Raw genomic sequence first — 24,294 nt, 5'->3', positions numbered from 1 at the left:
CTCATGCCCAACCTCGTATCCTATTCCCAGACTCCGAACGGCCGCCGCACGCTGGTCGCCGCCTTCTTCGTCCTCGTCATGCTGGCCTGGCATTTCGGCCTGCGCGTGTTCGAGGTCTCGCCCCTGGTCTTTCCAGGCCCCGTGGACGTGGCGAAATCGCTGTATGCCGGCTTCGCGACCGGGGAGTACTGGGAGCACCTTGGCGTCACGCTCTACGAGATCCTGGTGGGCTTTGCCATCGGCGCGGCGGCGGGCTTCCTGCTGGGCGCGGCCATCGGGCAGTCGTCCCTGCTCGAAGCCGTGCTCTACCCCTACGTCGTCGCCTTCCAGGCCATGCCCAAGGTAGCGGTCGCGCCGCTGTTCGTGGTGTGGTTCGGCTTCGGCGCGGCGTCCAAGATCGTCATTACCGCCACCATCGTCTTCTTTCCCGTGCTGGCCAACACCATCGTCGGCCTGCGCTCGGCGCCGCGCGACCAGATCGACCTGATGCTGGCATTCACCGCCTCCCGCTGGCAAGTGTTCCGCATGGTGCGGCTGCCCCAGTCCCTGCCCTACGTCTTCGTCGGCCTGGACATAGGCATCGTACTGGCCGTCATCGGCGCCATCGTGGGCGAATTCGTGGGCTCCCAGTCCGGCCTGGGATACCTCATCCTGCAACGCAATTTTTCGCTCGACACCCCCGGCGTATTCGCCATCCTGGTGGTGCTGTCGGTCATCGGTATCGGCCTGCACATCGCCATGAAGACCATCGCCCGCAAGGTGATTTTCTGGGCGGACTCGTTCGCCGACCTGACCGGCGCCTGAGCCCAGGATACGGCTGCGCCCATTTTCGATCACAAGGAGAAGGCGCCAGGCGCCTTCATCGACGAGGAGCCCATCATGCTGCAAGCACCCCGCAAGGCCTCAACCACCGAAGTCCCCATCCTCGACCTTTCCTCCTGGCTGGCCGGCGGCCCGCCCGACGAGCTGGTCGCGCAAATGCGCGCGGCCTGCCAGGGCACGGGCTTCTTCTACGTAGCCGGCCACGGCGTGCCGGAGGAGGTCATCTCCGGCATATTCGACGCGACGCGCCGCTACTACGACATTCCGGAAGAGATCCGGCTGGCGGACAAGATCGATGAACGGTTCCGCCGCGGTTTCATGCCTTATGGCATCAACCAGCATCCGGGCTACGACCCGGACCTCAAGGAAAGCTACGAATTCGCGATGGACCTGCCGCTGACCGATCCCGACGTCGTGGCGGGCCGCCCCCTGCACGGCCCCAACCGCTGGCCGGACTGCGCTCCCTGGCTGCGGCCCGCGGCGGAAGCGTATTTCAACCATACGCTGCGGCTGGGCAAGGACTTGCTGCGGCTGTTCGCGCGGTCCCTGGACCAGGAGGAAGGCTTTTTCCTCCAATGGTGCAAGAAGCCCATGGTGCAGAGCCGCCTCTTCCACTACCCGCCGCAGATCCCGGACGTGGAGAAGGCGCTGGGCGTGGCGCCTCATACCGACTACGGGATGATCACCATCCTGACCCAGGATCCGATAGGCGGGCTGGAGCTGAAAAAGCGCGACGGCGAATGGATCGCCGCGCCGTATATCGAAGGCACCTTCGTCATCAATCTCGGCGACATGGTCAAGGTCTGGACGAACGACACCTATGTGTCCAACCTGCACCGCGTCGTGAACCGCACCGGCAGGGAACGGTTCTCCATTCCCACCTTCTTCAACCTGGACTACGACGCGCCGGTGCGCTGCCTGCCCAACTTCCAGTCGGAAACGAATCCGCCCAAATACGAACCGATCAAGTCCGGCGACTATCTGGTCAAGCGCTTCCGCGAGGTGCAGAAGTACAAGGCTTGATCCCGCGGCCCCGCAAACGCTCCACCGTAGCCTAACCGGAAGTTAACCTCAGGTGGAGCGCTCACCCGCGCGCGCGCCGCGCGGATGCACCCAATGATCGCCCCTTCAGACCGGCCGCGACCGCTTGCACGTGGCCGACCAGCGCCGCTGCCTCGGCCGAGAGCGGGCGCACGGCCGAGTAGTACACCTCGGTCCAGAGCACGATGCGGGGCCGGAAGGGGCGCACTACGATATCGGAGAAAATGCCGCCCGCCAGCAGCAAAGGATTGATCAATGCAATGCCGACCTGCTCGCGCACGAGGGCGCACGCCGCCAGCGAATTCCTCGCCAGCACCGGCGCACGCACACGCACGCCGGACTCTTCGAGCGTCGCCTCGACGAGGATCGTGGTCGGCGAATCGTCCGGCAATGCGATCAGGGTCTCGCCCAGCAGGTCGTCCGGCCGGATGAGCGCACGTCCGGCAAGCCGATGCCCGGGCGGCAGCGCCGCCACCAGCAGGTCCTCCGAGATCGTGCGCCGTTCGCACAGTTCGAGGTTGCTGGCGGACTGCGGCAGCGGCTGGTTGGTGACACCCACGTCTATCTCCTGGTGGGCGACCAGTTCCAGCGTGTCGTGCGGCGTCTCGACTCTCAGGTCCACCTCCACGTCCGGCATCTCGCGCCGCAGCCTGCTGACCGCCTCGGGCACGATTGCAATCAACGGCGGCGCATGCGCCGCGATGGTCACCCGGCGCTGCTTTCCACGCGCGAGCGTATAGGCCATGTCGAGGGCGAAATCCAGTTGCTGGGCCGCCCGGTGGGCATGAGGCAACCACTGTTTGGCAGCGGCCGTGGGCCGCAAGCGCCCTCCCGAGCGATCGAACAAGGCCACGCCCGTCTCGTGCTCCAGGAGCCGGAGGATCTTGCTGACCGCAGGCTCGGACACGCCCAGCTTGAGGGCGGCCTCGGCCAGGTTGCGGCTCTTCATGACCGCCGCGAATACGCGCAGGTGGCGGCTGGTCAGGACGCGCGGCATGGGTATTCACCTTAACTGAAAGTTAAGTAAATGTAGGCGAATCGAGGCCGGACGGCAACCTACACTGGCTTTCCCATACGCCTCGCGGCGCCGGCCGCTGAACCAGGAGTCGCCATGCCAGTCCGACTGTTCGGCTTGTTCTTGCTCTGTATGCCTCTTTCCCTGGCCGCCCAGCCCGCGGCCTTTCCCAACCGCCCGGTCAGCATCGTGGTCACGACGGCGGCCGGCGGTTCGGTGGATGCCATAGCCAGGGCCGTCGCCGCGGATCTCGGCAAGACGCTCGGACAGCCGGTGGTGGTCGAGAACCGGCCCGGCGCCAACGGCAACATCGCCGCCCAGCATGTCAAGACCGCCGCGCCCGACGGACACACGCTGCTGATGCTGAGTTCCAGCACGTTCACCCTCAATCCCTTCGTCCTGGAACGCGTCCCCTTCAATCCCGAGAAAGATTTCGTCCCCGTGGCCATGACGGCCGGACTCAACATGGTCCTGGTGGTCGGCCCGAGCATCAAGGCGGCCACGCTGAAGGAACTGGTCGCCGCGATGAAAGCACGGCCAGGAGAACTGAACTACGGATCGTCCGGCAACGGATCGCTGCCGCAGGTCGCGGCGGAGCTGCTCGCCATACGGACCGGCACTCGCGCCACCCACGTCCCTTACAAGGGCATCGCACCCGCCTTGAACGACCTCCTCGCGGGCCAGATCGACTTCATGTTCGATTCCGGCACGGCGATGTCCCACATACAGGCCGGCAAATTGCGCGCGCTGGCCGTAATCGGCCCCAACCGGCTACCCATTTTCCCGGACGTACCGACATTCAAGGAAGCCGGCGTCGACGGCATGGAAGTGGCCGCCGGCTGGCATGGCATCTTTGCACCGGCAGGCACGGATCCGGCCATCGTCGATCGGCTCAATGCCGGCATCAACAAGAGCTTGCAATCGGCCGCGATGCGGGAACGGATGAACGCCATGGGATTCGAGAGCGTCGCCCTGCCTGCCGCCGAACTCGGCCGCGCGCTGCGCCAGGACCTGCAACGCCTGGGACCGATCGTCAAACAGGCCGGCATCACTGCCAATTGAGCCGAGCACGGAACCGTTCCACGATGAATCGCGATGCCCGCGCCCCACTGGTGCTTATTCCCGGCCTGCTCTGCAACGAAGTCTTGTGGGAGCCGCAGCGGGCGGGCCTGCATGACTGTGCCGACATCTGGATTCCCGACATATCGCGCCACGCCAGCCTTCCCGAGGCGGTAGATCAAATTCTCGCCGACGCGCCATTCCAGCGCTTCGCGCTGGCCGGCCTGTCGATGGGAGGCTATATGGCGGCGCTCGCGGCCTTGCGCGCGCCCGGCAGGATCGAGCGGCTGGCCCTGCTGAATACACGTGCCCATGCCGAGGAGACCGAAGCCGGACGCCGGCGCCGCGCCGCCCAGATCGAACTGGCCCGCGAGGACTTCCCGGCGCTGATCGAGCAACTGCTGCCCGCCCTGCTCCGGCCGCAAGCGCTACGGGACCCGGCCCTGACGCATGCCGTCCGCGGCATGTCGCTGTCGCTGGGCGCCGATGTATTCATCCGCCAGCAAGAGGCCAACATGAAGCGGCCGTCCATCGCCGGCATGCTGGACAGCATCGCCTGCCCGACCTGGGTCATCGGCGGCGACCAGGACGCCATCGCGCCGCAGGAAAGCCAGCATTCCCTGGCGCAGGCCATCGCGTCCGCGCGCTTGCACGTGCTGCGCGATTGCGGTCACCTGTCCACGCTGGAGCATCCCGGCGCGGTCACACAATTGTTGAGACAGTGGCTCCGCCACCCGAGCCATCACCCACTACACCAAGGAGCAACATCATGACGTCCCGCACCACGGCTGCCGTGCCGGCTTCCACCTGCCTGACGATCGAGCAGATCGGGCTGCGCCAGGTAGCACGCTTCCGTGACCGCAAACCCGACTGGGAGGCGTTCGAAGACGCCAAGCTCGACGGCTTCCGGCGCGCCCAGCACCGCTTCATCGGCGCGGGCGGATCCGGCAAGCATGGCGACCCCAGCGTCATCCCGCCGCTCGGTTTCACCCTGAGCGTGATGTTCGTGCCGCCGGGCCAGGGCAACGCCGCTCACACCCACGAAGTGGAGGAAGTGTTCTTCGTTTTGCAGGGGTTTCTGGACGTCTTCCTCGAAGACGAAGCCGGCAACCGATACGAAACCCGCCTGGGACCGTGGGAGTGCATATCCTGCCCGCCCGGCGTCATGCACGGCTACCTGAACGCCAGCCTGGAGCCCGTCTATTTCCAGGTCATGCTGGGCAAGTCCCGCCCCGGCGCGCTCAATTATCAGGACGAAGCCCTGCGCGCCGCGGTGGCTGCCCGCCCGGCCTGAGCCCTGTCCGGGCACCAGCCGGCTGGGCATCGAACCGCCAGCGCCCGAGCAAAAGCCATGCAAAAAGGCCCGGCACGAAAATTCGTGCCGGGCCCCGGGAATCTGGTAGGCGCGATTGGATTCGAACCAACGACCCCCACCATGTCAAGGTGGTGCTCTAACCAACTGAGCTACGCGCCTGCTGTTTGTGCAGCAAAGAATTGAATTCTACAGGGAATTTTCGAAGTGTGTCAAACACGGCCCTCGATCAATCGCCCGCGTAGAGATCTTCGTACAGGAACGTATCCGGCCTCCTCGTCAGCAGGGCCACGACGGTCGCGGCAATGCCCTCCTTGCGTCCGAGGAAACCCAGGGATTCGTTGGTCTTGGCCTTGATGTTGACGCACGGGACCGGCACGCCCAGGTCAGCCGCGATGTTGGCCGCCATGGCGCCCGCGTGTGGCCCGATCTTGGGCGCCTGGGCATGCACCGTGGCATCGATGTTGATCGCCATCCACCCGGCCTCGGCCACGCGCTGCATGGCGGTACGCAGCAACAGCCGGCTGTCGGCGCCCGCATAGGCCGGATCGGTATCGGGAAAATGGCGGCCGATGTCGCCAAGGCCCGCGGCCCCCAGGATCGCATCCGTGACCGCGTGCAGCAGCACGTCGGCATCGGAGTGGCCGAGCAGCCCGTGCGTATGTTCGATCCGCACGCCGCCGATGACCAGCGGCCGGCCCTCGACCAGGGCATGGACGTCGTAGCCCTGCCCGATGCGATAAGGATAGGCGGCGGGGTCGATGGGTTTGTCTTTGTTCATGTCTGATCCAGCAGTTTTTCCATCAAGGCGAAATCCTCGGGCCAGGTCACCTTGAAATTCGACAGCGTGCCGGGCACCAGCCTGGGCGCCAGGCCCAGGGCCTCGATCGCGCCCGCCTCGTCGGTCACGGGCAGGTTGCGCACCTCGGCATGGGCCAGCGCCTTGCGCAGCAGGCCCGCACGGAACATCTGCGGCGTCTGCGCCTGCCACAGGCCTTCGCGCGGCACGGTGCGCGCCACCCTCGGGGCCTGCGCATCGTCCTGGGCCTTGATGGTGTCGGCCACGGGCATGGCGACCAGGCCCCCCACTTCGTCGTCCAGGCAGGCATCGATCAATGCCCCCAGGACGGCGGGCGGCAAGCCCGGGCGCGCGGCGTCGTGCACCAGGATCCAGTCGTCGGCCCCGGCGTCGCAGCGCGCCAGCGCGTTGGCCACGGTCCGGGCCCGCGTCTCGCCGCCGCAAGGCAGGCAGACCACGCGCGGCAGGCCGTCCAGGGCGGCCTGCGCGTGGCTGTCGCCCGGACCGACGGCGACCACCACACGAGCGATGCGTTCGTCCCCCAGCAACGCCCGGACGGCATGGCGCAGCATGGGCTGGCCGGCGATCCGGCGGTATTGCTTGGGAAGCACGGGTGCCCCGTCCCGCGGCGGCTCGGCCGCGCGCGCGCCCACGCCGGCGGCGGGCACGATGGCGATCAATCGGATACTCGGTCTCATGGCTTCTATAATACGGAATTGCCGTCACGCCCGCGCCGGCCCGCTGGCGACGCCCTTTCCACGATACCGATGTCCCTCCCAGCCAGTACCGCGTCCACATCCCCCGTCCGCACGCCATCCGCCTTGCCCTCGGCGCTGACGCAGGCCGTGCTGGCCGCGCTCAGGCCTGGCGACCGCTACGCCCAGCCGCGCCCTCCCGGCGCCGGCGATGCCTGGCTGCTGGCGGATCTCGCCCGCCAGGCCGGCAAGCCGCTCGCCGTCCTGACCGCGGACCCGCTCGATGCCCAGCGCCTGGCCGAGGAGATCCGGCAATTCGCCCCAGAATTGCGGGTTCACCAGTTCCCCGACTGGGAAACCCTGCCCTACGATGCGTTCTCGCCGCACGAAGACCTCATTTCCGAACGCCTGAAGGCCTTGCATGCCTTGCTGCAGCAAGGGGTGGACGTGCTGACGGTTCCCGTCACGACGGCGCTCTACCGGCTGGCCCCGCCGGCGTTCCTGGCCGCCTACACCTTCTCGTTCAAGCAGGGCGACACCCTGGACGAGGCGGCGCTGCGCGCGCAGCTGACGCTGGCCAATTACGCCCACGTCACGCAGGTCACGGCCCCCGGCGAGTTCTGCATACGCGGCAGCCTGATCGACCTCTTTCCCATGGGCTCGGCCCTACCCTACCGGCTGGACCTGTTCGACGACACCATCGAGTCCATACGCAGTTTCGACATCGACACCCAGCGCAGCCTCTATCCGGTCAAGGAAATCCAGATGCTGCCCGGGCGCGAATTCCCGATGGACGAGGCTGCCCGCAATGAGTTCCGGGCACGATTCCGGGAGGTATTCGAGGGCGATCCCTCGCGCGCCATGCCCTACAAGGACATCGGCAACGGCATCGCGTTTCCGGGCGTCGAGTACTACCTGCCGCTGTTCTTCGACGAAACGGCCACGCTGTTCGACTATCTGGGCGCGCAGGCCATCGCGGTCACGGTGGGCGATACGGAAGACACCATCCGCCGCTTCCTGCAGGACACGGCCAGCCGCTACGAATTCCTCAAGAGCGACCGCGAGCGCCCCATCCTGCCGCCGTCGCGGATCTTCCTCGACGCCGAAGGCCTGTTCGGCCACCTCAAGCGCTTCGCCCGCCTCGCGCTGACCGGCGAACGCCAGCACCCCGCCTTCACGTCCCCGCCCGAGGTGGCGGTGCAGCGCAAGGCCGAGGATCCGGTGGCGCGCCTGCGCGCGCTGGCTTCGCGGCCGGACCTCAAGGTGCTGCTCTGCGCGGAGTCGGCCGGCCGGCGCGAGACCATCGCCCAGATGCTGGCCGAATTCGGGCTCGATCCCGAGCCGGTCGATTCCATCCAGGACTTCCTGGCCCGGCCCAGCGCCTTCGCCATCGGCATCGCCCCGCTGTCCTCGGGCTTCGGCCTGGCCGAGGCGCAGTTGCTGTTCCTGACCGAGAGCGACCTGTTCGCCGGCCACGCGGTGCGCCGCGGCAAGCGCGGGCAGGAGCGCGCCAGCAACGTCGAGTCCATGGTGCGCGACCTGTCGGAACTGCGCGTGGGCGATCCGGTGGTCCATGCGCAGCACGGCATCGGACGCTACCAGGGCCTGGTCAGCATGGACATCGGCGAAGGCGAGATGGAATTCCTGCACCTGGAATATGCCGGGGGCAGCACGCTGTACGTGCCGGTCTCGCAACTGCACGTGATCTCGCGCTACAGCGGCGCCGACCCCGATACCGCGCCCCTGCACCAGCTGGGTTCCGGCCAGTGGGAAAAGGCCCGGCGCAAGGCCGCTGCCCAGGCGCGCGACGCCGCCGCCGAGCTGCTGAACCTCTACGCCCGGCGCGCGCTGCGGCAAGGCTACACGTTCAAGCTGCCGATGTCGGACTACGACGCCTTTGCCGAATCCTTCGGCTTCGAAGAGACGCCCGACCAGGCGGCCGCCATCCAGGCCGTGATCCAGGACATGACATCGGGCCGGCCCATGGACCGGCTGGTGTGCGGCGACGTCGGCTTCGGCAAGACGGAAGTGGCGTTGCGCGCGGCGTTCATTGCCGTGGCCAACAACAAGCAGGTGGCGCTGCTGTGCCCGACCACGCTGCTGGCCGAACAACATGCCCAGAACTTCTCCGACCGCTTCGCGGACTGGCCGGTCAAGGTGGTCGAGCTGTCGCGCTTCAAGTCGGCCAAGGACATCAACGCCTCCATCGAGCAGATCAACGACGGCCGGGTCGACATCGTGATCGGCACGCACAAGCTGCTGTCGGACAAGGTCAAGTTCAAGAACCTCGGCCTGGTGATCATCGACGAGGAGCATCGCTTCGGCGTTCGCCAGAAGGAAGCGCTCAAGTCCTTGCGCGCCGAGGTGGACGTGCTCACCCTGACGGCTACGCCGATTCCCCGCACGCTGGGCATGTCGCTGGAAGGCATACGCGATTTTTCGGTCATCGCCACGGCGCCGCAGAAGCGGCTGGCGATCAAGACCTTCGTGCGGCGCGAGGACGGCAGCACCATACGCGAAGCCCTGCTGCGCGAACTCAAGCGCGGCGGGCAGGTGTACTTCCTGCACAACGAGGTCGAGACCATCCACAACCGCCGCGCCAAGCTCGAGGAACTGGTGCCCGAGGCGCGCATCGCCGTGGCCCATGGGCAGATGCCCGAGCGCGAGCTGGAACAGGTGATGAAGTCCTTCTACCAGCAGAAGTACAACGTCCTCCTGTGCACCACCATCATCGAGACCGGCATCGACGTGCCCACCGCCAACACCATCGTGCTGCACCGGGCCGACCGCTTCGGCCTGGCCCAGTTGCACCAATTGCGCGGGCGCGTCGGCCGTTCCCACCACCAGGCCTATGCCTACCTGCTGACGCCGGGCGAGGACGCCATCACCAGCAACGCCAAGAAGCGCCTGGAAGCGATCCAGGCCATGGAGGAACTGGGCTCGGGCTTCTATCTCGCGATGCACGACCTCGAGATCCGCGGCGTAGGCGAGATTCTGGGCGAATCGCAGTCAGGCAACATCCAGGAAGTGGGCTTCCAGATGTACACCGACATGCTCAACGAAGCGGTCAAGGCGCTCAAGAACGGCCGCGAGCCGGACCTGAACGCGCCGCTGTCGGCCACCACCGAGATCAACCTGCACGTGCCCGCGCTGCTGCCGCAGGACTATTGCGGCGACGTTCATGCGCGGCTGGCCATCTACAAGCGGCTCGCCAACTGCGAGGACGCCGGCGACATCGACGCGATCCAGGAAGAGCTGATCGACCGTTTCGGCAAATTGCCCGATGCGGCTCGCGCCCTGATCGAGATCCACAGGCTGCGGCTGGCTGCCAAGACGGTGGGCGTGATCAAGATCGACGCCAGCGAAAGCGCGGCCGTGCTGCAATTCGAACCCAATCCGCCCATCGATCCCATGCGGGTCATCGGCCTGGTCCAGAAGAACCGCCACATGCGGCTTTCGGGCCAGGACAAGCTGCGCATCGAGATCAAGGGCGCCGACCTGAAAGCCCGCGTGGACGCCGTGCGCGCGGTGCTGCGCTCGCTGGCGTGAACGCCCTTTTCCTTCCATCCTCACCATGCCCCATCTCGTCATCCAGTCCCCCCACCTCGCCTCCGAGGCCGTCGAACATCTGGCGCGGCTCACGCAGGCCGGAAAGACCGTCGAACTGGCGCCCGGCGCCGTTCGCCTGACCGACGCCGGCGAGGCGCCGGCCGTACGCGCCCAGGTGGCCGCCTACTGCCAGCAGGCCGGCGTGGACTGGGCCTACGTGGCGCCGGGGGCTCGGCTGGCCGACTGGAAGGTCCTGGCCATGGACATGGATTCGACCCTGATCAATATCGAGTGCATCGACGAGATCGCCGACATGGCCGGGCTCAAGCCGCAGGTGGCCGCCATCACCGAGGCCGCCATGCGGGGGGAAATCGCCGACTTCAGCGAAAGCCTCATCCGCCGCGTCGCGCTGCTCAAGGGCCTGCCGCTCGAAGCGCTCGAACAGGTCTACGTCGAGCGGCTGCGCTTGAACCCGGGCGCCGAGCGGCTGCTGCTGGCGGCCCACCGGCTGGGCCTGAAGACGCTACTGGTCTCAGGCGGGTTCACCTGGTTCACCAGCCGCCTGCAGCAGCGCCTGCAACTGAACGAAGCTCACGCCAACACCCTGGAGGTGGAAGACGGCCGGCTCACCGGCAAGGTCCTCGGCGCCATCCTGGATGCCGACGGCAAGGCCGCGCACCTGCGCGACTTCGCCGGGCGGCACGGCGCGCCGCTTTCGCGCGCGATCGCCATCGGCGACGGCGCCAACGATCTGAAGATGCTCGGGCTGGCGGGCCTGAGCGTGGCCTACCACGCCAAGCCTGTCGTGCGCGAGCAGACCACCCATGCGCTCAACGTCTGCGGCCTGGACGGCATTCTGAACTGGTTCGAGGATACCCTGGGCTGATCGGCGCGCGCTTCTGTTGTAGTGTTACGCTCCAGTTCATTTTCAGGACATCGCCGCCATGCCTGCACGCCCAGCCAAGCTCGCTGCGGACGCCCCGCGCATCCGCGATGCCGAGCGCACGCGCCAGATCATCCTGGAAGCCGCGACCGACGAATTCGCCGCACTGGGCCTGGGCGGCGCGCGCATGGACCGCATCGCCGAGCGCGCCAAGGTCGACAAGCGGCTGATCTACTACTACTTCAACAACAAGGACGACCTGTTCCTGTCCGTGCTCGAACGCGCCTACGCCGCGATCCGGCAGGCCGAGCAGGAACTCCACCTGGAGGCGCTCAGCCCGCCCGAGGCGGTGCGCAAGCTGGTGGAGTTCACTTGGCAGTACTACCTGGAAAACCCGGAGTTCCTGTGCCTGCTCAATAGCGAAAACCTGCACCAGGCGGCTCACCTCAAGCGCTCCTCGCAGGTACGGGAGATGCATTCGCCCTTCGTGCAGTGGCTGGCCGACATCCTCAAGCGCGGACACGAGCAAGGCCTGTTCCGGGACGGCGTCGACCCGGTCCAGCTCTACATCTCGATCGCCAGCGTGGCCTATTTCTACCTGTCCAACAAGTTCACGCTGTCGGAGATCTTCGGGCGCGACCTGATGGCGCCCGAGGCGCTGGACGTGCGCCTTGCCCACATGGTGGACGTCATCCTGGGCTACCTGCGGCCCTGACCCGGCCTGCTTCGGCTACCCGTGGCGCGTTATCCCCAGCCACTGTGGAAAAGCTTGGGGATAGCCGCGGAACAACCGTCCTGCAGCCAGAATCCACGCGGGTTTTCGGCCGGCGATGAAAAAACGGGCAGTCAGTTGCCGTCGCGATACACGGTAGGCGCCACCCCGGCCAGGCGCCGGAAAGTGGCGGCGAAATGGCTGGGTGTGGCGAATCCGACGTCGAGCGCGATGTCGGCCACGCTCCGGTCGGTCGAGACCAGCCAGGCCTTGGCCTGTTCGATGCGCGTGCGCAGCAGGTACTGGTAGGGAGTCGAACCGGTGTGCGCCTTGAACCCGGCCACCAGGCGCGACACGCTGGTGCCGGCCAATTGCGCCAGCCTCTCTACGGACAACGGCTCGGCCGGGCACGCATGGATGTGATCGATCGCGCGGCGGATCGCGGCCGGGGGCGCATCAGCGCCCTCGTCTTCGTCGGCCAGCACCGCGGCATGGCGCGTCGCCAGGTGCATGACCGCGGTGCGGGCCAATTGGCCCGCATAGGCCGGATCCGCCGCAACCTGCCGCCGCAGGCACGCCAGCAGGGCCAGGCTCAGCTGCTCCAGCAAGGGGTCGAACTGCGCCACCTTGGGCGTCAGCGCGGCGTCGGCAGGAGCCATGCCTGGCAGCAGCTCCGCCTTCAGGCGCGCATGCAGATACACCAGCAGGATGTCGGGCGTGCCGCTCACCGACCACTCCGAGGCCCGGTCGGCCGGGATGATGCTGAACATCCGCGGCTTGAGCAGGGCCTGCCGCGCGTCGGCGCCTTCGACCGAGCGCTCGATGCGGGCCTTGCCCGCCAGGCAGTACACCAGGCAATCGTGCGGCAGCGGGGCAAGCCTCGCGCGCCATGGACGCTCGGCCGCAAGCGACACGTAGACGCCGCCCCACCCCCTCCCGCGGCTATCGGCAATGAGGCGATTCTCGGGCATGGCGGGAATGCGGTGGGTGTCCCGCTCGCTCAGTGGGCGCGGGTCATCGGCTCTCGGTCGGAAGTACATGGACGGCCCCGTCTGCGGACGATGGTGCAGATCCCATCGTAACCGGCGCCGGCTCGGACGGGCCAGCGGTGGCCGGGGCGAAGAGCTCGCCGAACGGCGCGGCAACGGGATGCGCGCCGAAATTGGCCGCCAGCCGCAGGATGTCCGGCCGCGCATAGTGGCCGGCCGAATCGCAGGCGTACTTGAGATAGACGATCTCGCCCAGATCGACGTCTGCCACCAGCACCGCCTCCTGGTCCAGGTTCGGTCCGGCCAGCATGCGTCCGGTAGGCGACACGATGGCGCTCCAGCCGCCGCCGGTGCGTATCATCTCCGGCTGGCCGACCAGGTCCAGGCGCGCCAGCACCTCGTCGTCGATGACCGAGCTGGCATTGAGCACGAAGGTCTGCGCGGCCCAGGCATGGTAGCGGGCCGCGGTCTCCACCACCCCATTGAAGAAGCCCGAGTTCGGATCGTGGGTCAAGGCCGAAATGCCGGGCCACGCGGCGATGTGCACTTGTTGCCCTTGGCTGGTCAGCGCGTAGCGCGCCAGGTCCATGGTGTGCTCCCAGCAGATCAGCCCGCCGATGCGGCCGATGTCCGTATCGAATACCTTCAGATCCGAACCGTCGCCCCTGCCCCAGATGGTGCGCTCCACGTGAGTGGGCTGCAACTTGCGATGCCGGCCCGCCAGGACCCCGCGGCGGTCGAAGAAAAGCTGGGTGTTGTAGAGGGTGCCGCCGTCGCGCTCGGACACGCCGAGCGCCACATGGATGCCGGCGCGGCGCGCGGCCGCCGCGATCCGGTCCGTGGCCGGGCTGCCGGCCACGACGCTGTTCGTGAAGAGCTCGTAGAACAGCGGTGCCCCCCGCGTCGGCGTGTGCGTCCAGATCCAGAACGGATAGCCCGGTACGAAGGTCTCGGGAAAGGCCACGATGTCGGCGCCTTGCTCCGCCGCCTGTTCGATCAGGCGGCAAGCCTTTTCGATGGATGCGTCGCGATTCAGGAAAACCGAGGCGGCGTGGACGACCGCTGCCCGGAATCGTGGAAAGGTATCGGCCATGTCGATCTCCGTAGTGACGAGACGATTGAAGCACCGGCAACGCGCGGCCGCTGTCCAGAAACCCGGGCGACTTTCGTAAAAACCGCAGGCCGGCGCTGCCCCCGGCCGACGAAGGCGCTCTCCCGGGGCGAAACGCATCCATTGCGCAATTTTTGCCCGCCGCCGCAATTTCCTGGCATCGCCTCGCGCGGGCCGGCGCTATGTTGCGCGTTCGTCCACCCTGCACCCGGAGGCAAGATGTCCCCATCCGTCCCCCTAGACAAGAACAAGGCGGTCCTGCTGGTCATCGACATGCAGAACGATTTCGTCCGCGAACGCGCTCCCATGGAAGTCCCGGCCGCGCGCCAGCGGGTTCCCGCCATGGCGGCGCTCGTCGCCCAGGCCCGCCGGACCGGCGTTCCCGTGATTTATACCCAGCACGTGCTGTACGACGAGTTCGACGTCTCCCCGCTGGAAACGACCCAGATTCCGCACTTGCGCAACGGCGGCATGCGCGCCGGGACCGCGGGGGTCGAAATCATCGACGAACTGGCGCCGCGGCCCGGGGAAATCGTGATTCCCAAGCATCGCTACGACGCGTTCTACAACACCCGCCTGGAGACCGTCATCCGCAACATCCGCGGCCGCAACGTGGTCGACAGCGTCATCATCACGGGCACGGTCACCAGCGTCTGCTGCGAATCCACGGCGCGCAGCGCCTTCATGCGCGACCTGCGCGTCTTCTTCGTCGACGATGCCACCGGCGGTTTCGACGATGCCTCGCACCAGGCCACGCTCGCCACCATCGACCGCGTGTTCGGCAAGGTCGTGACGACGCGGCAAATCCTCGACGCGCTGGGCGGGGCATGAACATGGCCAAACCATCCGCCCACGATACGTCGTACGAGTGGAAGGCCGTCACCATCCTGGCGCTGGGCTTCGGCCTGATGGGGCTGGACCGCTGGCTGCTCGCACCCATGTTCCCCTTCATGATGAAGGACCTGAACCTCTCCTACCAGGACCTGGGCCTGCTGATCGGCACGCTGGGCCTGGCGTGGGGGGTGTTCTCCATCACCATGGGCCGCGTGTCGGACGGCATCGGGCGGCGCAAGGTGCTGATCCCCGCCGCCATCGCCTTCTCGTGCCTGTCCGGTCTTTCGGGCGTGGCGACCGGACTGGTCAGCCTGCTGGTGATCCGCACGGTGATGGGCATCGCCGAGGGCTCGTTCTGCCCCACCAGCGTGGCCGCAGCCGGCGAAGCCTCGCACCCCAAGCGCCGCGGCCTGAACCAGGGCCTGCAGCAGAGCGCCTTCCCGCTGTTCGGGCTGGGGCTCGCGCCCATCATCGCCACGCAGCTGATGGGCGTGCTGCCTTCCTGGCATTACGTCTTCTTCCTGTCGGCGGTGCCCGGGCTGATCCTGGCATGGCTCATGTACAAAGTCATACGCGAGCCGGGGGCGGCGGCGCCGAGCGGCCTGCCGGCAGCGCCAGCTCGCGGCGAAACGCTGTCCTGGAAAGAACTGCTGCGTCGCCGCAACCTGCTGCTGGGCGTGGGCTCCATGCTGTGCGCGATGACCGGCATCTTCGTGGTGGGCGCCATGGTGCCCAACTACCTGACCGACTATCTGAAGCTGACGCCGCAACAGATGGGCCTGGTGGTGTCCGCCATCGGCATAGGCGGCTTCTTCGGCGAGTTCGGCGTGCCGGGCATCTCCGATTTCATCGGCAGGAAAGCCGCCGCCTTCCTGTCCTTCATCGGCGCGGCGCTGGCGCTCTACGGTTTCGCCCGGCTCGGCGCTTCCCCCTGGGCGCTGTTCGGCGTGCTCCTGCTGGTGTCCTTCTTCTGCTTCGGCCTGCTGGCGCTGATGACGGGGCCGGTGGCGACCGAGGCGGCGCCGCCCGGCATGGTTGCCTCGGCCATCGGCATCGTGAGCGGCCTGGGCGAGATCTTCGGCGGCGGCGTGGCGCCCGTCGTCGCGGGGTTCATCGCGCAGCACCACGGCATCCAGTACACCCTTTACCTCGCGCTGGGCGGTGTGGCGGTGGGCGTCGTGATCTCGTTCTTTCTCAAGGAGACCGCGCCCCGCAAGGTTGGCTACCGTCCGCAGGCTCAGGCATCGTAGTGCCCGGCGATGGCGCGATAGGCCGAGGCCGAGCTGCCCACCGCCTTCTTCAGGGCACGGCCCATCGCGCCGGCCGACGCGAAACCGCATGCGCTGGCTACGTACGAAACCGGATAGGCCGTCGTCGCAAGCAGGTGGCGGGCACGCTCGACGCGCATGGCCGTCAGGTAGCGATAAGGCGACACACCCAGCGCGGCCTTGAAGCATCGCAGGAAGTGATAGCGGCTCAGGCCGCATAACGCCGCCAGCTCGGCCAGCGAAATATCGTCGGCCAGCCGCTCGTCCATATAGCGGGTGACCTTCTTGAGCGCCTGGGCGCTCAGCCGGGACGACGTGCCGGTTCCCGGCTCGATGCGCCACTTCTTGCCCAGCTCGTTCAGCACCAGCGCGCCGAAGCTGTCCGACAACAGCCGGGAGGCATGGCCCGCGCCGAGGTCCTGCATGAACGAGCCCAGCGCCGTATAGATCAGCGGACTGACGAAACCGCGCTGGGCGACCGACCACAGGCCATCCACCGGCTGGCAAAGACCCAGCTCGTCGAACATCTCCAGTGCCGCCCGCTGATCGAAGGTCAGCAGGGATACCCGCGCCGCGCCATCCTTCACCCACCGGAACGCGGTGCCCGGGGGTATCAGGTGCAGCGGGTTGATGAAGTTGACGAAATGGTCGCGGTATCCCCAGCCAAGGTCGAACATCGCCGACTTCAGGTGATACTCGTGCGATACCAGGAGGACAATGTGGGGCAAGGCCGGGCAGTGCAGTTCATGCGCGTCGAAACTGCAATGGATGATGCCGCCGGCCAGCCGTCCGCCATAGTCGAACGACTGGTGCAAGGTGTAGGCGCCGGTTTCCATCAAGACCTGGCGCAACGGCTGGACGGCGGACGGATGATGGTTGAGGCTCACGGGACCTCCGGGACGGGAAGAACGGACTCGTCATCCCCATATACTACCCGGCGCCCCGCCTACGCGGCTGACAGGGAAGCCGCCAGATTTCCCTTGACGATCTTGCCCGCCGAATTCCGCTCGAAGTCGCTGACGAAGCGGAAATGCTTCGGGACCTTGTACGGTGCCAGCCGTTCCCGGCACCAGGCCGCGAGCGCGGCGGCGTCCTGCGCCCCTCGCGGCAGTACGAAGGCGGCCACTTCTTCGCCGAACTCGGTCGAGGGCACGCCCACGACCGCGGCCTCGAGCACGCCGGGATGGGTCATCAGGACGGATTCGATCTCCAGGGGATAGATGTTCACCCCGCCACGGATGATCATGTCCTTGGCTCGCCCGCAGAGGAAGAGATAACCCTCTTCGTTCAGGTAGCCCAGGTCGCCCGGATAGAAGAATCCGTCCCGGAAGGCTTCCCTGCTCGCGTCGTCGTCCCGGTAGAACCCCCTGGCCACGGTGGCGCCGTCGTAGCGGATGCGCCCCACCTCGCCGCGGGGCAGCGGACGGTCGTGCTCGTCCACGATTTCCAGGCGTACCCCGAACACCGGCCTTCCCACCGAGGCGGGGTATGCGGCCTGCTCCTGCGCCGACAATACCGTCACCCCTCCCCCTTCGGTCGAGCTGTAGTATTCGATGAAATCGGGACAGATCTCGTCACGGATGCGGCCACGCTCCTCGGCCGTCAGCGGCGAGCCGGAGGCGATCAGCGTGCGCAGCCGCCGGAATGGCGCCCTGGCGGCCGGCTCGGCCTGCAGGATGCGGCGCAGGAGCGTGGGGACCAGGAAGGTAATGGTGGCGGCGCGGCGTTCGATTTCCGCGGCGAGCTCTTCGACCTTATAGGGCGGCGCGCACAAGACCACGGTCGCGCCCACGTACAGCGACGACACCGAAAATGCGCGTCCGCCGCCGAAGTACAGCGGCGTGGCGTTGACATAGACCTCCCGGCTGCCGAAACCGAGATCGGCATAGTGGGTGAAGAACCGGCTCATGAATTGCGCGTGCGACAGCAGCGGCCCCTTCGGCCGCCCGGTCGTGCCGGACGACAGCGACAGGCAGAAACCGTGGTCCCCGCCGGGAAACTCCTCCCTTGCCGGGGCATGCTTCCCCTGTGCCAGCCAGGACGCGTCGGCAGCCACGCAAAGACCGGGCGCGAACAGGTCATCCGGCTCGACCATGACGCGGCGGGCGCCGAAGTGCTCCGCCACGCGGCGTTTTTCTTCGCCCGTCCAGCGGCAGTCCACCGGCAGCACGACCGCTCCCGCCCGCGCCACGGCGTAGAGGAGGATCAGGTGCTCGGGCGTATCCTTGAGCGCCACTCCCACGACCTCGCCGGGGCGCACGCCCATCTCGAGCAGCAGCGCGGCGCGCTGGCGCACCATCCGGTCGAGCTGCCGGTAGTCGATGACGGTGTCGCGATGGATGATGGCGGGCTTGGTGGGACGCTGCACGGCATGCAGCGACAACTGGTCGGCGATATTGGGGCCGGGCGTGGCCATGGCGGCGCCCCCTTTCATCGATCCAGCCCGTACACGCGCAGCGCGTTGCCGCGCAGCAGCTTTTCCTTGGGCGCCGGCCGCAACCCCAGCGCTTCGATTTCGTCGCGGGCGCGCCCGAAATCGAGGATGGGGAAATCGGTGCCGAAAATCACCTTGTCCTGGCCGTAGCTGTCGATGTACTTGACGAAGGACTCGGGCCAGTACTTCGGGCTGTGCGCATCGGTGCCGATGTAGACGTTGGGATGCTTCCAGGCCATGGCGATCATTTCCTCAGTCCAGGGAATGCCGATATGGATGCCTATGATCTTGAGCTCGGGAAAATCGCAGGCCACGGCATCCAGGCAGATCGGGCGGCCCACGCTGCGCAGCCGGTGCGAAGGGTCGTAGATCATGGACTGGCCCACCTGCAGTTGCACAGGCACGTCGAGTTCGGCGCATTTCGCGTAGAACGGATACCACTTCGCGTGGTCGGGCGCGAGCTCGAACCAGTGCGGATAGAAGTGCGCCCCGATGAAACCGTATTCCTTGACCGCCTTCTCCAGCTCCCGCACGCCGCGCATACCCTCCGTGGGATCCAGGCCGGCCAGCCCGTGGAACCGGTCGGGATGGCGGTTGACCGCTTCGGCCACCGCCTCGTAGGGCACGTGGTAACTGGCGCGGTGCTGGATAGGGCCGACCTTGGCCGCGATCAGAAAGGCCTTCTCCACGCCCGCGGCGTCCATGCGGCGCAGCATGTCCTCATGCGCGAGCCCTTTCATGATGCCGGTGTCGACATTCATCTTGCCGCTGTAGAACGCGTCGCGTTTGGGACGCTGCGCGAGCAGCTCGGGGGTCCAGATATTGACCACGGCGTCGATGGCCGGGATGTCGTAGCGCTTGTCGTTCATCGCCTTCTCGGTACGGATGTGCGGGCCGGCGGCGGTGCCGCCCGCATCGGGACTATGGGGTCAGGTTGGCGTTGGCCACGGCCCGCTTCCACGCGGCCAAATCCTGCTCGATCTTCTTGCCGAAGGCCTCCGGTCCGGTGAAATTCGGATCGAGGCCGCTGGCCAGGAGGCGTCCCTTGATGTCGGGCATCTCCATGGTCGCTTTCAATGCGGCGGACAGCGCCTGCACGATCTCCACGGGGGTACCCGCCGGCGCCATCAACCCATACCAGACGTTGAAATCGAAGCCCGGCACGGTCTCGGCCACCGCCGGCACGTCGGGCAGCACCGCGGAGCGCGACTGGGTGCTGACGGCGATGGCCTTGAGCTTGCCTGCGCGTATCAATTCCAGCGCCCCGCCCAGGTTGACGAAAGCCGACTGGATCTGCCCCGACATGATGTCGATCTGGATCTGCGACGATCCCCGATAGGGAGCGTGGACCATCTCGATGTCCGCCATCTTGGCCAGGGTCGCCCCGGCCACGTGCGTGCTGCTGCCCAGGCCCACCGAACCGTAGGTGATCTTGCCCGGATGCTTCTTGGCGTAGTCGATGAATTCCCGCATGGTATTGGCCGGGAATGAAGGCGCGACCACCAGCACCGTCGAACCTGAGACGATCTGGCCGATGGGCTGGAAGTCCTTCTGGGAGTCGTAGTTGGGCTTGTCCGGCAGCCACGGGCTGATGGCGATGGGCCCCACGTTGGCGAACAGCAGCGTATAGCCGTCGCTCCTGGCCCGGGCAACGTAGCTCGTGCCGATGCTGCCGTTGGCGCCGCTGCGGTTCTCGAGCACGAAAGGCTGCCCGAACCGCTGCGAGAACTTCTCCAGCAGAGGGCGGATGATGGCGTCGGACGGCCCGCCGGGCGCCCAGGTATTGACCACCATGACCGGGCGCGAGGGATACTCCTCGGCACGGGAGGCTGGCGCCGCCCCCGCCGCCAGCGCGGCGCACAGTACGGCCGGACATGCACGAACAACGTTGATGCCGTATTTCATCTCGAATACCTCATCGTCAACAGGCCGTGGTAGCGGCAATCCGCGCGGGCGGCCCCTGCCCCGCATCACTCGCGCCGCAGGATCAGGTTGCCGTGGTCGTCGGTGGTGGCCGTGAAGCCGGGCTCCAGCCACACGGTCGTATCGGGCTGCTCGAAAATGGCCGGCCCGCGGATGCACGCTCCGACGGGCAGCTCGAGCCGCGCATGGCGAGGCACTTCCATCCAGCGTCCGTCGGCATGGACGCGCTGCACGCCGGCCGGCTCGGTCGATCCTCCCGCCGGCGGCGCCAGCAGCCGCAGATCGAACTTGGGCCGCACTCCTATCAAGGCATAGCGCAGGTTCAGCATGCGCGCGGGAATACCCGGCAACAACCGGCCGAATTCGGCCTGGTAGGTCTTCTCGAAGGCTTCCGCCACCGCCTGGGCGTCCAGCCGCTCGCGCGTCGCCGGCACCATGACCGTGTGGGTCTGTCCCTGGTAAAGCATGTCGAGGAACAATTCCTCCCGCACCGACGCGATGGCCACGCCGGCCGATGCCAGGTGCGCCTCGCATTGGGCCCGCAAGGCGTCGACCAGGTCGCGCAGCTGCCCGAAATCCGCGTCGCCCAACGGTTGGTTGATGGTGCGCACGGCATCGTGGCGCAGGTCCGCCATGACGCAGCCCAGGGCCGAGGTCACCCCCGGATAACGCGGCACGATGCCCGTTGCGACACCGGTCTCCCGCATCATCGCGCACACGTGCAAGCCACCACCGCCGCCGAACGGCATGTAGGCGAATGCGCGGGGATCGTGCCCTTTTTCGATGGATACCAGCCGCATGGCGCCGGCCATCTTGGCGTTGGCGACGGTCAGAATGGCTTCCGCCGCCGCCAGCACGTCGAGCCCCAGCGGCTCGGCCACGTGCGCCTGGATCGCCTTGCGCGCCAGCTCCACGTCCAGGCCGCCGAGCAGCCCGCCTCCCAGCGGCCGCTGCGCGGCGATGCGGCCCAGCAGCACATTGGCGTCGGTCACGGTGGGATAAGGGTTGCCGCGGCCATAGCATGCCGGGCCTGGCCGGCTGCCCGCCGACTCCGGTCCCACCCGCAGCATGCCGCTGGCGTCCACGGCGGCGATCGACCCGCCGCCGGCGCCTATGGTCTCGATCTGTATCATCGGCGTGCGCACGACCATGCCGAAGTCGATACTGGTCTGGTCCGCCAGTGCGACGCGTCCGTCGGCCACCAGGGACACGTCGAACGAGGTCCCGCCGATATCGCCGGTGATCACGTTGGGATAGCCGGCCGCCCGGGCCACCGCGGCGCAGGCGATGACGCCTGCCGCCGGTCCCGAAAGCGCGGTGCGCACCGGCAGTTCGCAGGCGGTCTGGCGCGACATCACGCCGCCGTTGCTCTGCACGATCATCAACTGGCCGTCGAATCCGCGAGCCCGCAAATCACCCTCCAGCCGGTGCAGATAACCGCCCACCACCGGCTGGAGCGATGCGTTCAGGCTCGCCGTCGAGACCCGCTCGAACTCGCGGATCTCCGGCAGCACCTCGGTGGACGCCGTTACGCAGGCGTTGGGCCAGGACGCGCGCACCCGGCGCACCGCCCTGGCCTCGTTGGCCGGATTGGCGTAGCTGTTGATGAAGAATACGCAGAGCGCCTCGCATCCTTGTTCCAGCAGCGATTGCGCGCATTGCTCGACCTGGTCGAGATCGACTTCGGTATGAATGCTGCCGTCGGCCAGTACGCGTTCGTCGACCTCCCGACGCAGGCTGCGCGGAATGAGCGGCAGGTAGTCGCCGCGCAATCCCCACGTCTGAGGGCGGTCGCGGCGGCGCATCTCGAGCACGTCGGCGAACCCGCGCGTGGTGATCAAGCCCGTGCGGGCGGCCTTGCGCTCCAGCAACGCGTTGGTGCCCACCGTGGTGCCATGGATGATGGTGCCGATGCGCGCCGCGCCATCGCCCGTGCGGCCGATGCCGTTCATGAAGCCCACGGCTTCCTTGCCCCGGGTGGAGGGTACCTTGACGATGGATACGGATTGGTCCGCTTCATCGAGCACGAACAAATCGGTGAACGTACCGCCCACGTCCACGCCCACGACCCGCTGCCGATCGCTCACCGCTTGTCCTCCGTTACGTAGCCCATGGCGAGATCGCGCGCATGAGCTTCGGCGCTGCGCGCTGCGGTCTCGCCATATCCGCCGCCTCCCGGCGTCTCCAGCCTTACCCGGTCGCCCCGGGAAAGCGAGATGCCCAGCATCTTGGAGACCATGGGCGGAACATGCCATTGGCCGTTCACGCAATAGCTGAACCGGTTCAACGCGCCATTGCCCCCGCCCGCGATCCCCTTGGGGGGCGATTTGCCGCGCTCGCCGAAAATGAAGGCCTGGGCGCTCTCCTCGAGCAGTTCGATCTCGTAGACGGCTCCCAGGCCGCCGCGATGCATGCCTGGCCCACCGGAATCGGGCCTGAGGGCCCATTGCGTGAAACGAACCGGATAAGCCGCTTCCAGGATCTCCAGAGGCGGTATGGTGGCCGTGGAAATCGGGGCGTTGCCGTGGCTCAGGCCGTCGCCGCCGGCGTGGGCGCCATGGCCGCCCCCGAAGAAACTGAACATGACCCAGCGCTGTCCATGGCGTTTTTCGTCGCTGCGCAGCCCGGCGATGGACAGCGCATTGATGGTGCCGTAGGCCTGGGCCACGGCGCGCGAGGGATCGGCCAGCGCAGCGGCGCTGAAAACCACGTCGATCATGCGCAGGATGGTCTCGGTATAGCCGCCGACCGGCCGCGGCCGCTGGGCCGTGATCAGGAGTCCGTCCGGCATCACGAACTCGACGGCATCGAGCACGCCGGCATTGGCCGGCACGTCGGGAAACAGGTGCTTGAGCGCCACGTAGCAGGCGGCCACCGCGGTGGCGCGCGATATGTTGACCGCCCCTGCGCACTGGCCCGACGTGCGCGAGAAGTCCAGCACCAGCCGCTCGCCCTCTACCGTCATGTCGAGGGCGATGCGCAGCATCTCGTCCCGTATGCCGTCGTTGTCGAGGAAATCTTCGAATGAATAGCAGCCGTCCGGCAGCGAGGCGATGTGGGCCTGCATCAGCTTGCGCGCACGTGCGCGCAGCGCGTGCATCGCGGCCAGGATACGGTCCTCGCCGTAGGCATCGAAGAGTTCGCGCAAGCGGCGATCGCCCAGGTCCAGGGCCGCCAGTTGTCCGTTCAGGTCGCCCCACAGGCTGTCGGGCATGCGGGTATTGGCGCGCAGGATGGCGAGCACGTCGGGATTCACCTGCCCCTCCGTCACGATGCGCACCGGCGGGATCTGGACCGCTTCCTGCCAGCATTCGGTGGCGGCCGGATTGTAGTTGCCCGGGACGTTGCCGCCCACGTCGTGCCAATGCGCAGCCGAGGCGAGGAAACAGACCAGGCGGCCGTCGCGGAAAAAGGGCTTGACGAGCTTGAAGTCGTTGGCGTGCGTGCCGCCGTCATAGGGGTCGTTGAACAACCAGACCTCGCCCTCGCGCATGCCGCCCAGCGGCTGTGCAGCGGCCGCCGCGGCACGCACCGCGAAGGCCATGGCGCCGACGAACACCGGCAGGCCGGACTTGCCCTGCACGAGCGTGTCGCCCGTCGCGCCATCGTAGAGCCCATGGCAGGCATCGTGGGCCTCGGCGATGATGGGATTGAACGCGCTGCGGTAGAGCGTGGCGTCCATTTCGTCGGCGATCTGTTCCAGCCGTCCCTTCAGGACCGCCAGGGTGACCGGGTCGAGCTCGGCTTCAGGCATGCGCTCTCTCGTTCATTCAGGATTCTTCTCGGGCACTGTATGGATGATCTATTGTTCTGTCAATAGGACAATTAAAGTGGAACGCGCGGCTCCG

Annotated in this window: 21 protein-coding genes and 1 tRNA gene; 10 read left to right on the top strand and 12 right to left on the bottom strand. The window is 67.1% G+C overall.

Features of this window, described 5'->3' with window-relative positions; genetic code table 11:
* Positions 1 to 3: 3 nt before the first annotated feature.
* Positions 4 to 804, top strand: a complete 801-nt coding sequence (locus CDO44_RS08815; RefSeq protein ID WP_087779849.1) for an ABC transporter permease — start codon at positions 4 to 6, stop codon at positions 802 to 804.
* A 75-nt stretch (positions 805 to 879) separates the two neighbouring features.
* On the top strand, positions 880 to 1,845 hold the full coding sequence (locus CDO44_RS08810) for an isopenicillin N synthase family oxygenase (protein ID WP_087779848.1): 966 nt from the start codon (positions 880 to 882) through the stop codon (positions 1,843 to 1,845).
* Between the two features lie 61 nt (positions 1,846 to 1,906).
* Here CDO44_RS08810 and CDO44_RS08805 read toward each other — a convergent pair whose 3' ends face one another.
* Entirely contained in the window at positions 1,907 to 2,860 is a 954-nt protein-coding gene (locus CDO44_RS08805) for a LysR family transcriptional regulator (protein ID WP_087779847.1), read from the bottom strand.
* A 114-nt stretch (positions 2,861 to 2,974) separates the two neighbouring features.
* On the opposite strand from CDO44_RS08805, the gene CDO44_RS08800 reads away from it, so the two are divergent.
* Genes CDO44_RS08800 through CDO44_RS08790 form a run of 3 tightly spaced genes read left to right on the top strand, consistent with a single transcriptional unit; the run spans position 2,975 to position 5,231 of the window.
* Positions 2,975 to 3,940: a tripartite tricarboxylate transporter substrate binding protein gene (locus CDO44_RS08800; protein WP_087779846.1), complete on the top strand. Its 966-nt coding sequence runs from the start codon at positions 2,975 to 2,977 to the stop codon at positions 3,938 to 3,940.
* A 23-nt stretch (positions 3,941 to 3,963) separates the two neighbouring features.
* Positions 3,964 to 4,710: an alpha/beta fold hydrolase gene (locus tag CDO44_RS08795; protein ID WP_087779845.1), complete on the top strand. Its 747-nt coding sequence runs from the start codon at positions 3,964 to 3,966 to the stop codon at positions 4,708 to 4,710.
* The gene (locus CDO44_RS08790; RefSeq protein WP_087779844.1) at positions 4,707 to 5,231 is read left to right on the top strand and encodes a cupin domain-containing protein; all 525 of its coding nucleotides are present in this window, start codon (positions 4,707 to 4,709) and stop codon (positions 5,229 to 5,231) included. The genes CDO44_RS08795 and CDO44_RS08790 overlap by 4 nt, the downstream gene beginning before the upstream one ends.
* A 103-nt stretch (positions 5,232 to 5,334) precedes the next feature.
* On the opposite strand, the gene CDO44_RS08785 is transcribed toward CDO44_RS08790, so the two are convergent.
* The 3 genes from CDO44_RS08785 to ispD form a co-directional block, all read right to left on the bottom strand.
* Positions 5,335 to 5,411, bottom strand: a tRNA-Val gene (locus tag CDO44_RS08785).
* Between the two features lie 67 nt (positions 5,412 to 5,478).
* Positions 5,479 to 6,030 carry a 2-C-methyl-D-erythritol 2,4-cyclodiphosphate synthase gene (ispF, locus tag CDO44_RS08780; RefSeq protein WP_087779843.1) on the bottom strand — a complete coding sequence of 184 codons (552 nt, stop codon included), beginning with the start codon at positions 6,028 to 6,030 and terminating at the stop codon, positions 5,479 to 5,481.
* Complete coding sequence (ispD, locus tag CDO44_RS08775) at positions 6,027 to 6,746, bottom strand: 2-C-methyl-D-erythritol 4-phosphate cytidylyltransferase (RefSeq protein ID WP_087779842.1); 720 nt, start codon at positions 6,744 to 6,746, stop codon at positions 6,027 to 6,029. The genes ispF and ispD overlap by 4 nt, the downstream gene beginning before the upstream one ends.
* Before the next feature lie 69 nt (positions 6,747 to 6,815).
* Here ispD and mfd point away from each other — a divergent pair, with 69 nt between their 5' ends.
* The 3 genes from mfd to CDO44_RS08760 are packed head-to-tail and all read left to right on the top strand — an operon-like array spanning position 6,816 to position 11,890.
* Positions 6,816 to 10,292 carry a transcription-repair coupling factor gene (gene mfd, locus CDO44_RS08770; protein WP_087779841.1) on the top strand — a complete coding sequence of 1,159 codons (3,477 nt, stop codon included), beginning with the start codon at positions 6,816 to 6,818 and terminating at the stop codon, positions 10,290 to 10,292.
* A 25-nt stretch (positions 10,293 to 10,317) separates the two neighbouring features.
* Positions 10,318 to 11,178, top strand: coding sequence for a phosphoserine phosphatase SerB (gene serB / locus CDO44_RS08765; protein WP_087779840.1), 861 nt, complete (start codon positions 10,318 to 10,320; stop codon positions 11,176 to 11,178).
* Between the two features lie 58 nt (positions 11,179 to 11,236).
* Complete coding sequence (locus tag CDO44_RS08760; protein WP_087779839.1) at positions 11,237 to 11,890, top strand: TetR/AcrR family transcriptional regulator; 654 nt, start codon at positions 11,237 to 11,239, stop codon at positions 11,888 to 11,890.
* A gap of 131 nt (positions 11,891 to 12,021) precedes the next feature.
* Here CDO44_RS08760 and CDO44_RS08755 read toward each other — a convergent pair whose 3' ends face one another.
* Both CDO44_RS08755 and CDO44_RS08750 read right to left on the bottom strand, forming a co-directional pair.
* Complete coding sequence (locus tag CDO44_RS08755; RefSeq protein ID WP_144389492.1) at positions 12,022 to 12,858, bottom strand: AraC family transcriptional regulator; 837 nt, start codon at positions 12,856 to 12,858, stop codon at positions 12,022 to 12,024.
* A 43-nt stretch (positions 12,859 to 12,901) separates the two neighbouring features.
* Complete coding sequence (locus CDO44_RS08750; protein ID WP_158213232.1) at positions 12,902 to 13,969, bottom strand: carbon-nitrogen hydrolase family protein; 1,068 nt, start codon at positions 13,967 to 13,969, stop codon at positions 12,902 to 12,904.
* Positions 13,970 to 14,206: 237 nt separating this feature from the next.
* Between CDO44_RS08750 and CDO44_RS08745 the strand changes: the two genes are divergently transcribed.
* Together CDO44_RS08745 and CDO44_RS08740 are read left to right on the top strand one after the other, a co-directional pair.
* Positions 14,207 to 14,818 (top strand): isochorismatase family protein, encoded by a 612-nt coding sequence (locus CDO44_RS08745; protein ID WP_087779836.1) that lies wholly within the window; start codon positions 14,207 to 14,209, stop codon positions 14,816 to 14,818.
* A gap of 2 nt (positions 14,819 to 14,820) precedes the next feature.
* The gene (locus CDO44_RS08740; RefSeq protein ID WP_087779886.1) at positions 14,821 to 16,071 is read left to right on the top strand and encodes an MFS transporter; all 1,251 of its coding nucleotides are present in this window, start codon (positions 14,821 to 14,823) and stop codon (positions 16,069 to 16,071) included.
* Here CDO44_RS08740 and CDO44_RS08735 read toward each other — a convergent pair.
* The 6 genes from CDO44_RS08735 to CDO44_RS08710 form a co-directional block, all read right to left on the bottom strand.
* A complete protein-coding gene (locus CDO44_RS08735) occupies positions 16,059 to 16,976 on the bottom strand; it encodes a helix-turn-helix domain-containing protein (RefSeq protein WP_087779835.1) in 918 nt (305 codons plus the stop codon). The genes CDO44_RS08740 and CDO44_RS08735 overlap by 13 nt on opposite strands.
* 59 nt (positions 16,977 to 17,035) lie before the next feature.
* Positions 17,036 to 18,505 carry a class I adenylate-forming enzyme family protein gene (locus CDO44_RS08730; protein WP_158213231.1) on the bottom strand — a complete coding sequence of 490 codons (1,470 nt, stop codon included), beginning with the start codon at positions 18,503 to 18,505 and terminating at the stop codon, positions 17,036 to 17,038.
* Between the two features lie 14 nt (positions 18,506 to 18,519).
* On the bottom strand, positions 18,520 to 19,392 hold the full coding sequence (locus CDO44_RS08725) for an amidohydrolase family protein (protein ID WP_087779833.1): 873 nt from the start codon (positions 19,390 to 19,392) through the stop codon (positions 18,520 to 18,522).
* A 52-nt stretch (positions 19,393 to 19,444) separates the two neighbouring features.
* A complete protein-coding gene (locus CDO44_RS08720) occupies positions 19,445 to 20,428 on the bottom strand; it encodes a tripartite tricarboxylate transporter substrate binding protein (RefSeq protein ID WP_158213230.1) in 984 nt (327 codons plus the stop codon).
* 65 nt (positions 20,429 to 20,493) lie between these two features.
* Positions 20,494 to 22,533, bottom strand: coding sequence for a hydantoinase/oxoprolinase family protein (locus CDO44_RS08715; RefSeq protein ID WP_233146091.1), 2,040 nt, complete (start codon positions 22,531 to 22,533; stop codon positions 20,494 to 20,496).
* On the bottom strand, positions 22,530 to 24,200 hold the full coding sequence (locus CDO44_RS08710) for a hydantoinase B/oxoprolinase family protein (RefSeq protein ID WP_233146090.1): 1,671 nt from the start codon (positions 24,198 to 24,200) through the stop codon (positions 22,530 to 22,532). The genes CDO44_RS08715 and CDO44_RS08710 overlap by 4 nt, the downstream gene beginning before the upstream one ends.
* Between the last annotated feature and the right edge of the window lie 94 nt (positions 24,201 to 24,294).

Origin of the sequence: Pigmentiphaga sp. NML080357, from assembly GCF_002188465.1 — a bacterium.
Classification (GTDB): domain Bacteria; phylum Pseudomonadota; class Gammaproteobacteria; order Burkholderiales; family Burkholderiaceae_B; genus Pigmentiphaga.
Note: the sequence above shows the minus strand (reverse complement) of the source record. Positions and strands in the feature narration are given on the sequence as shown.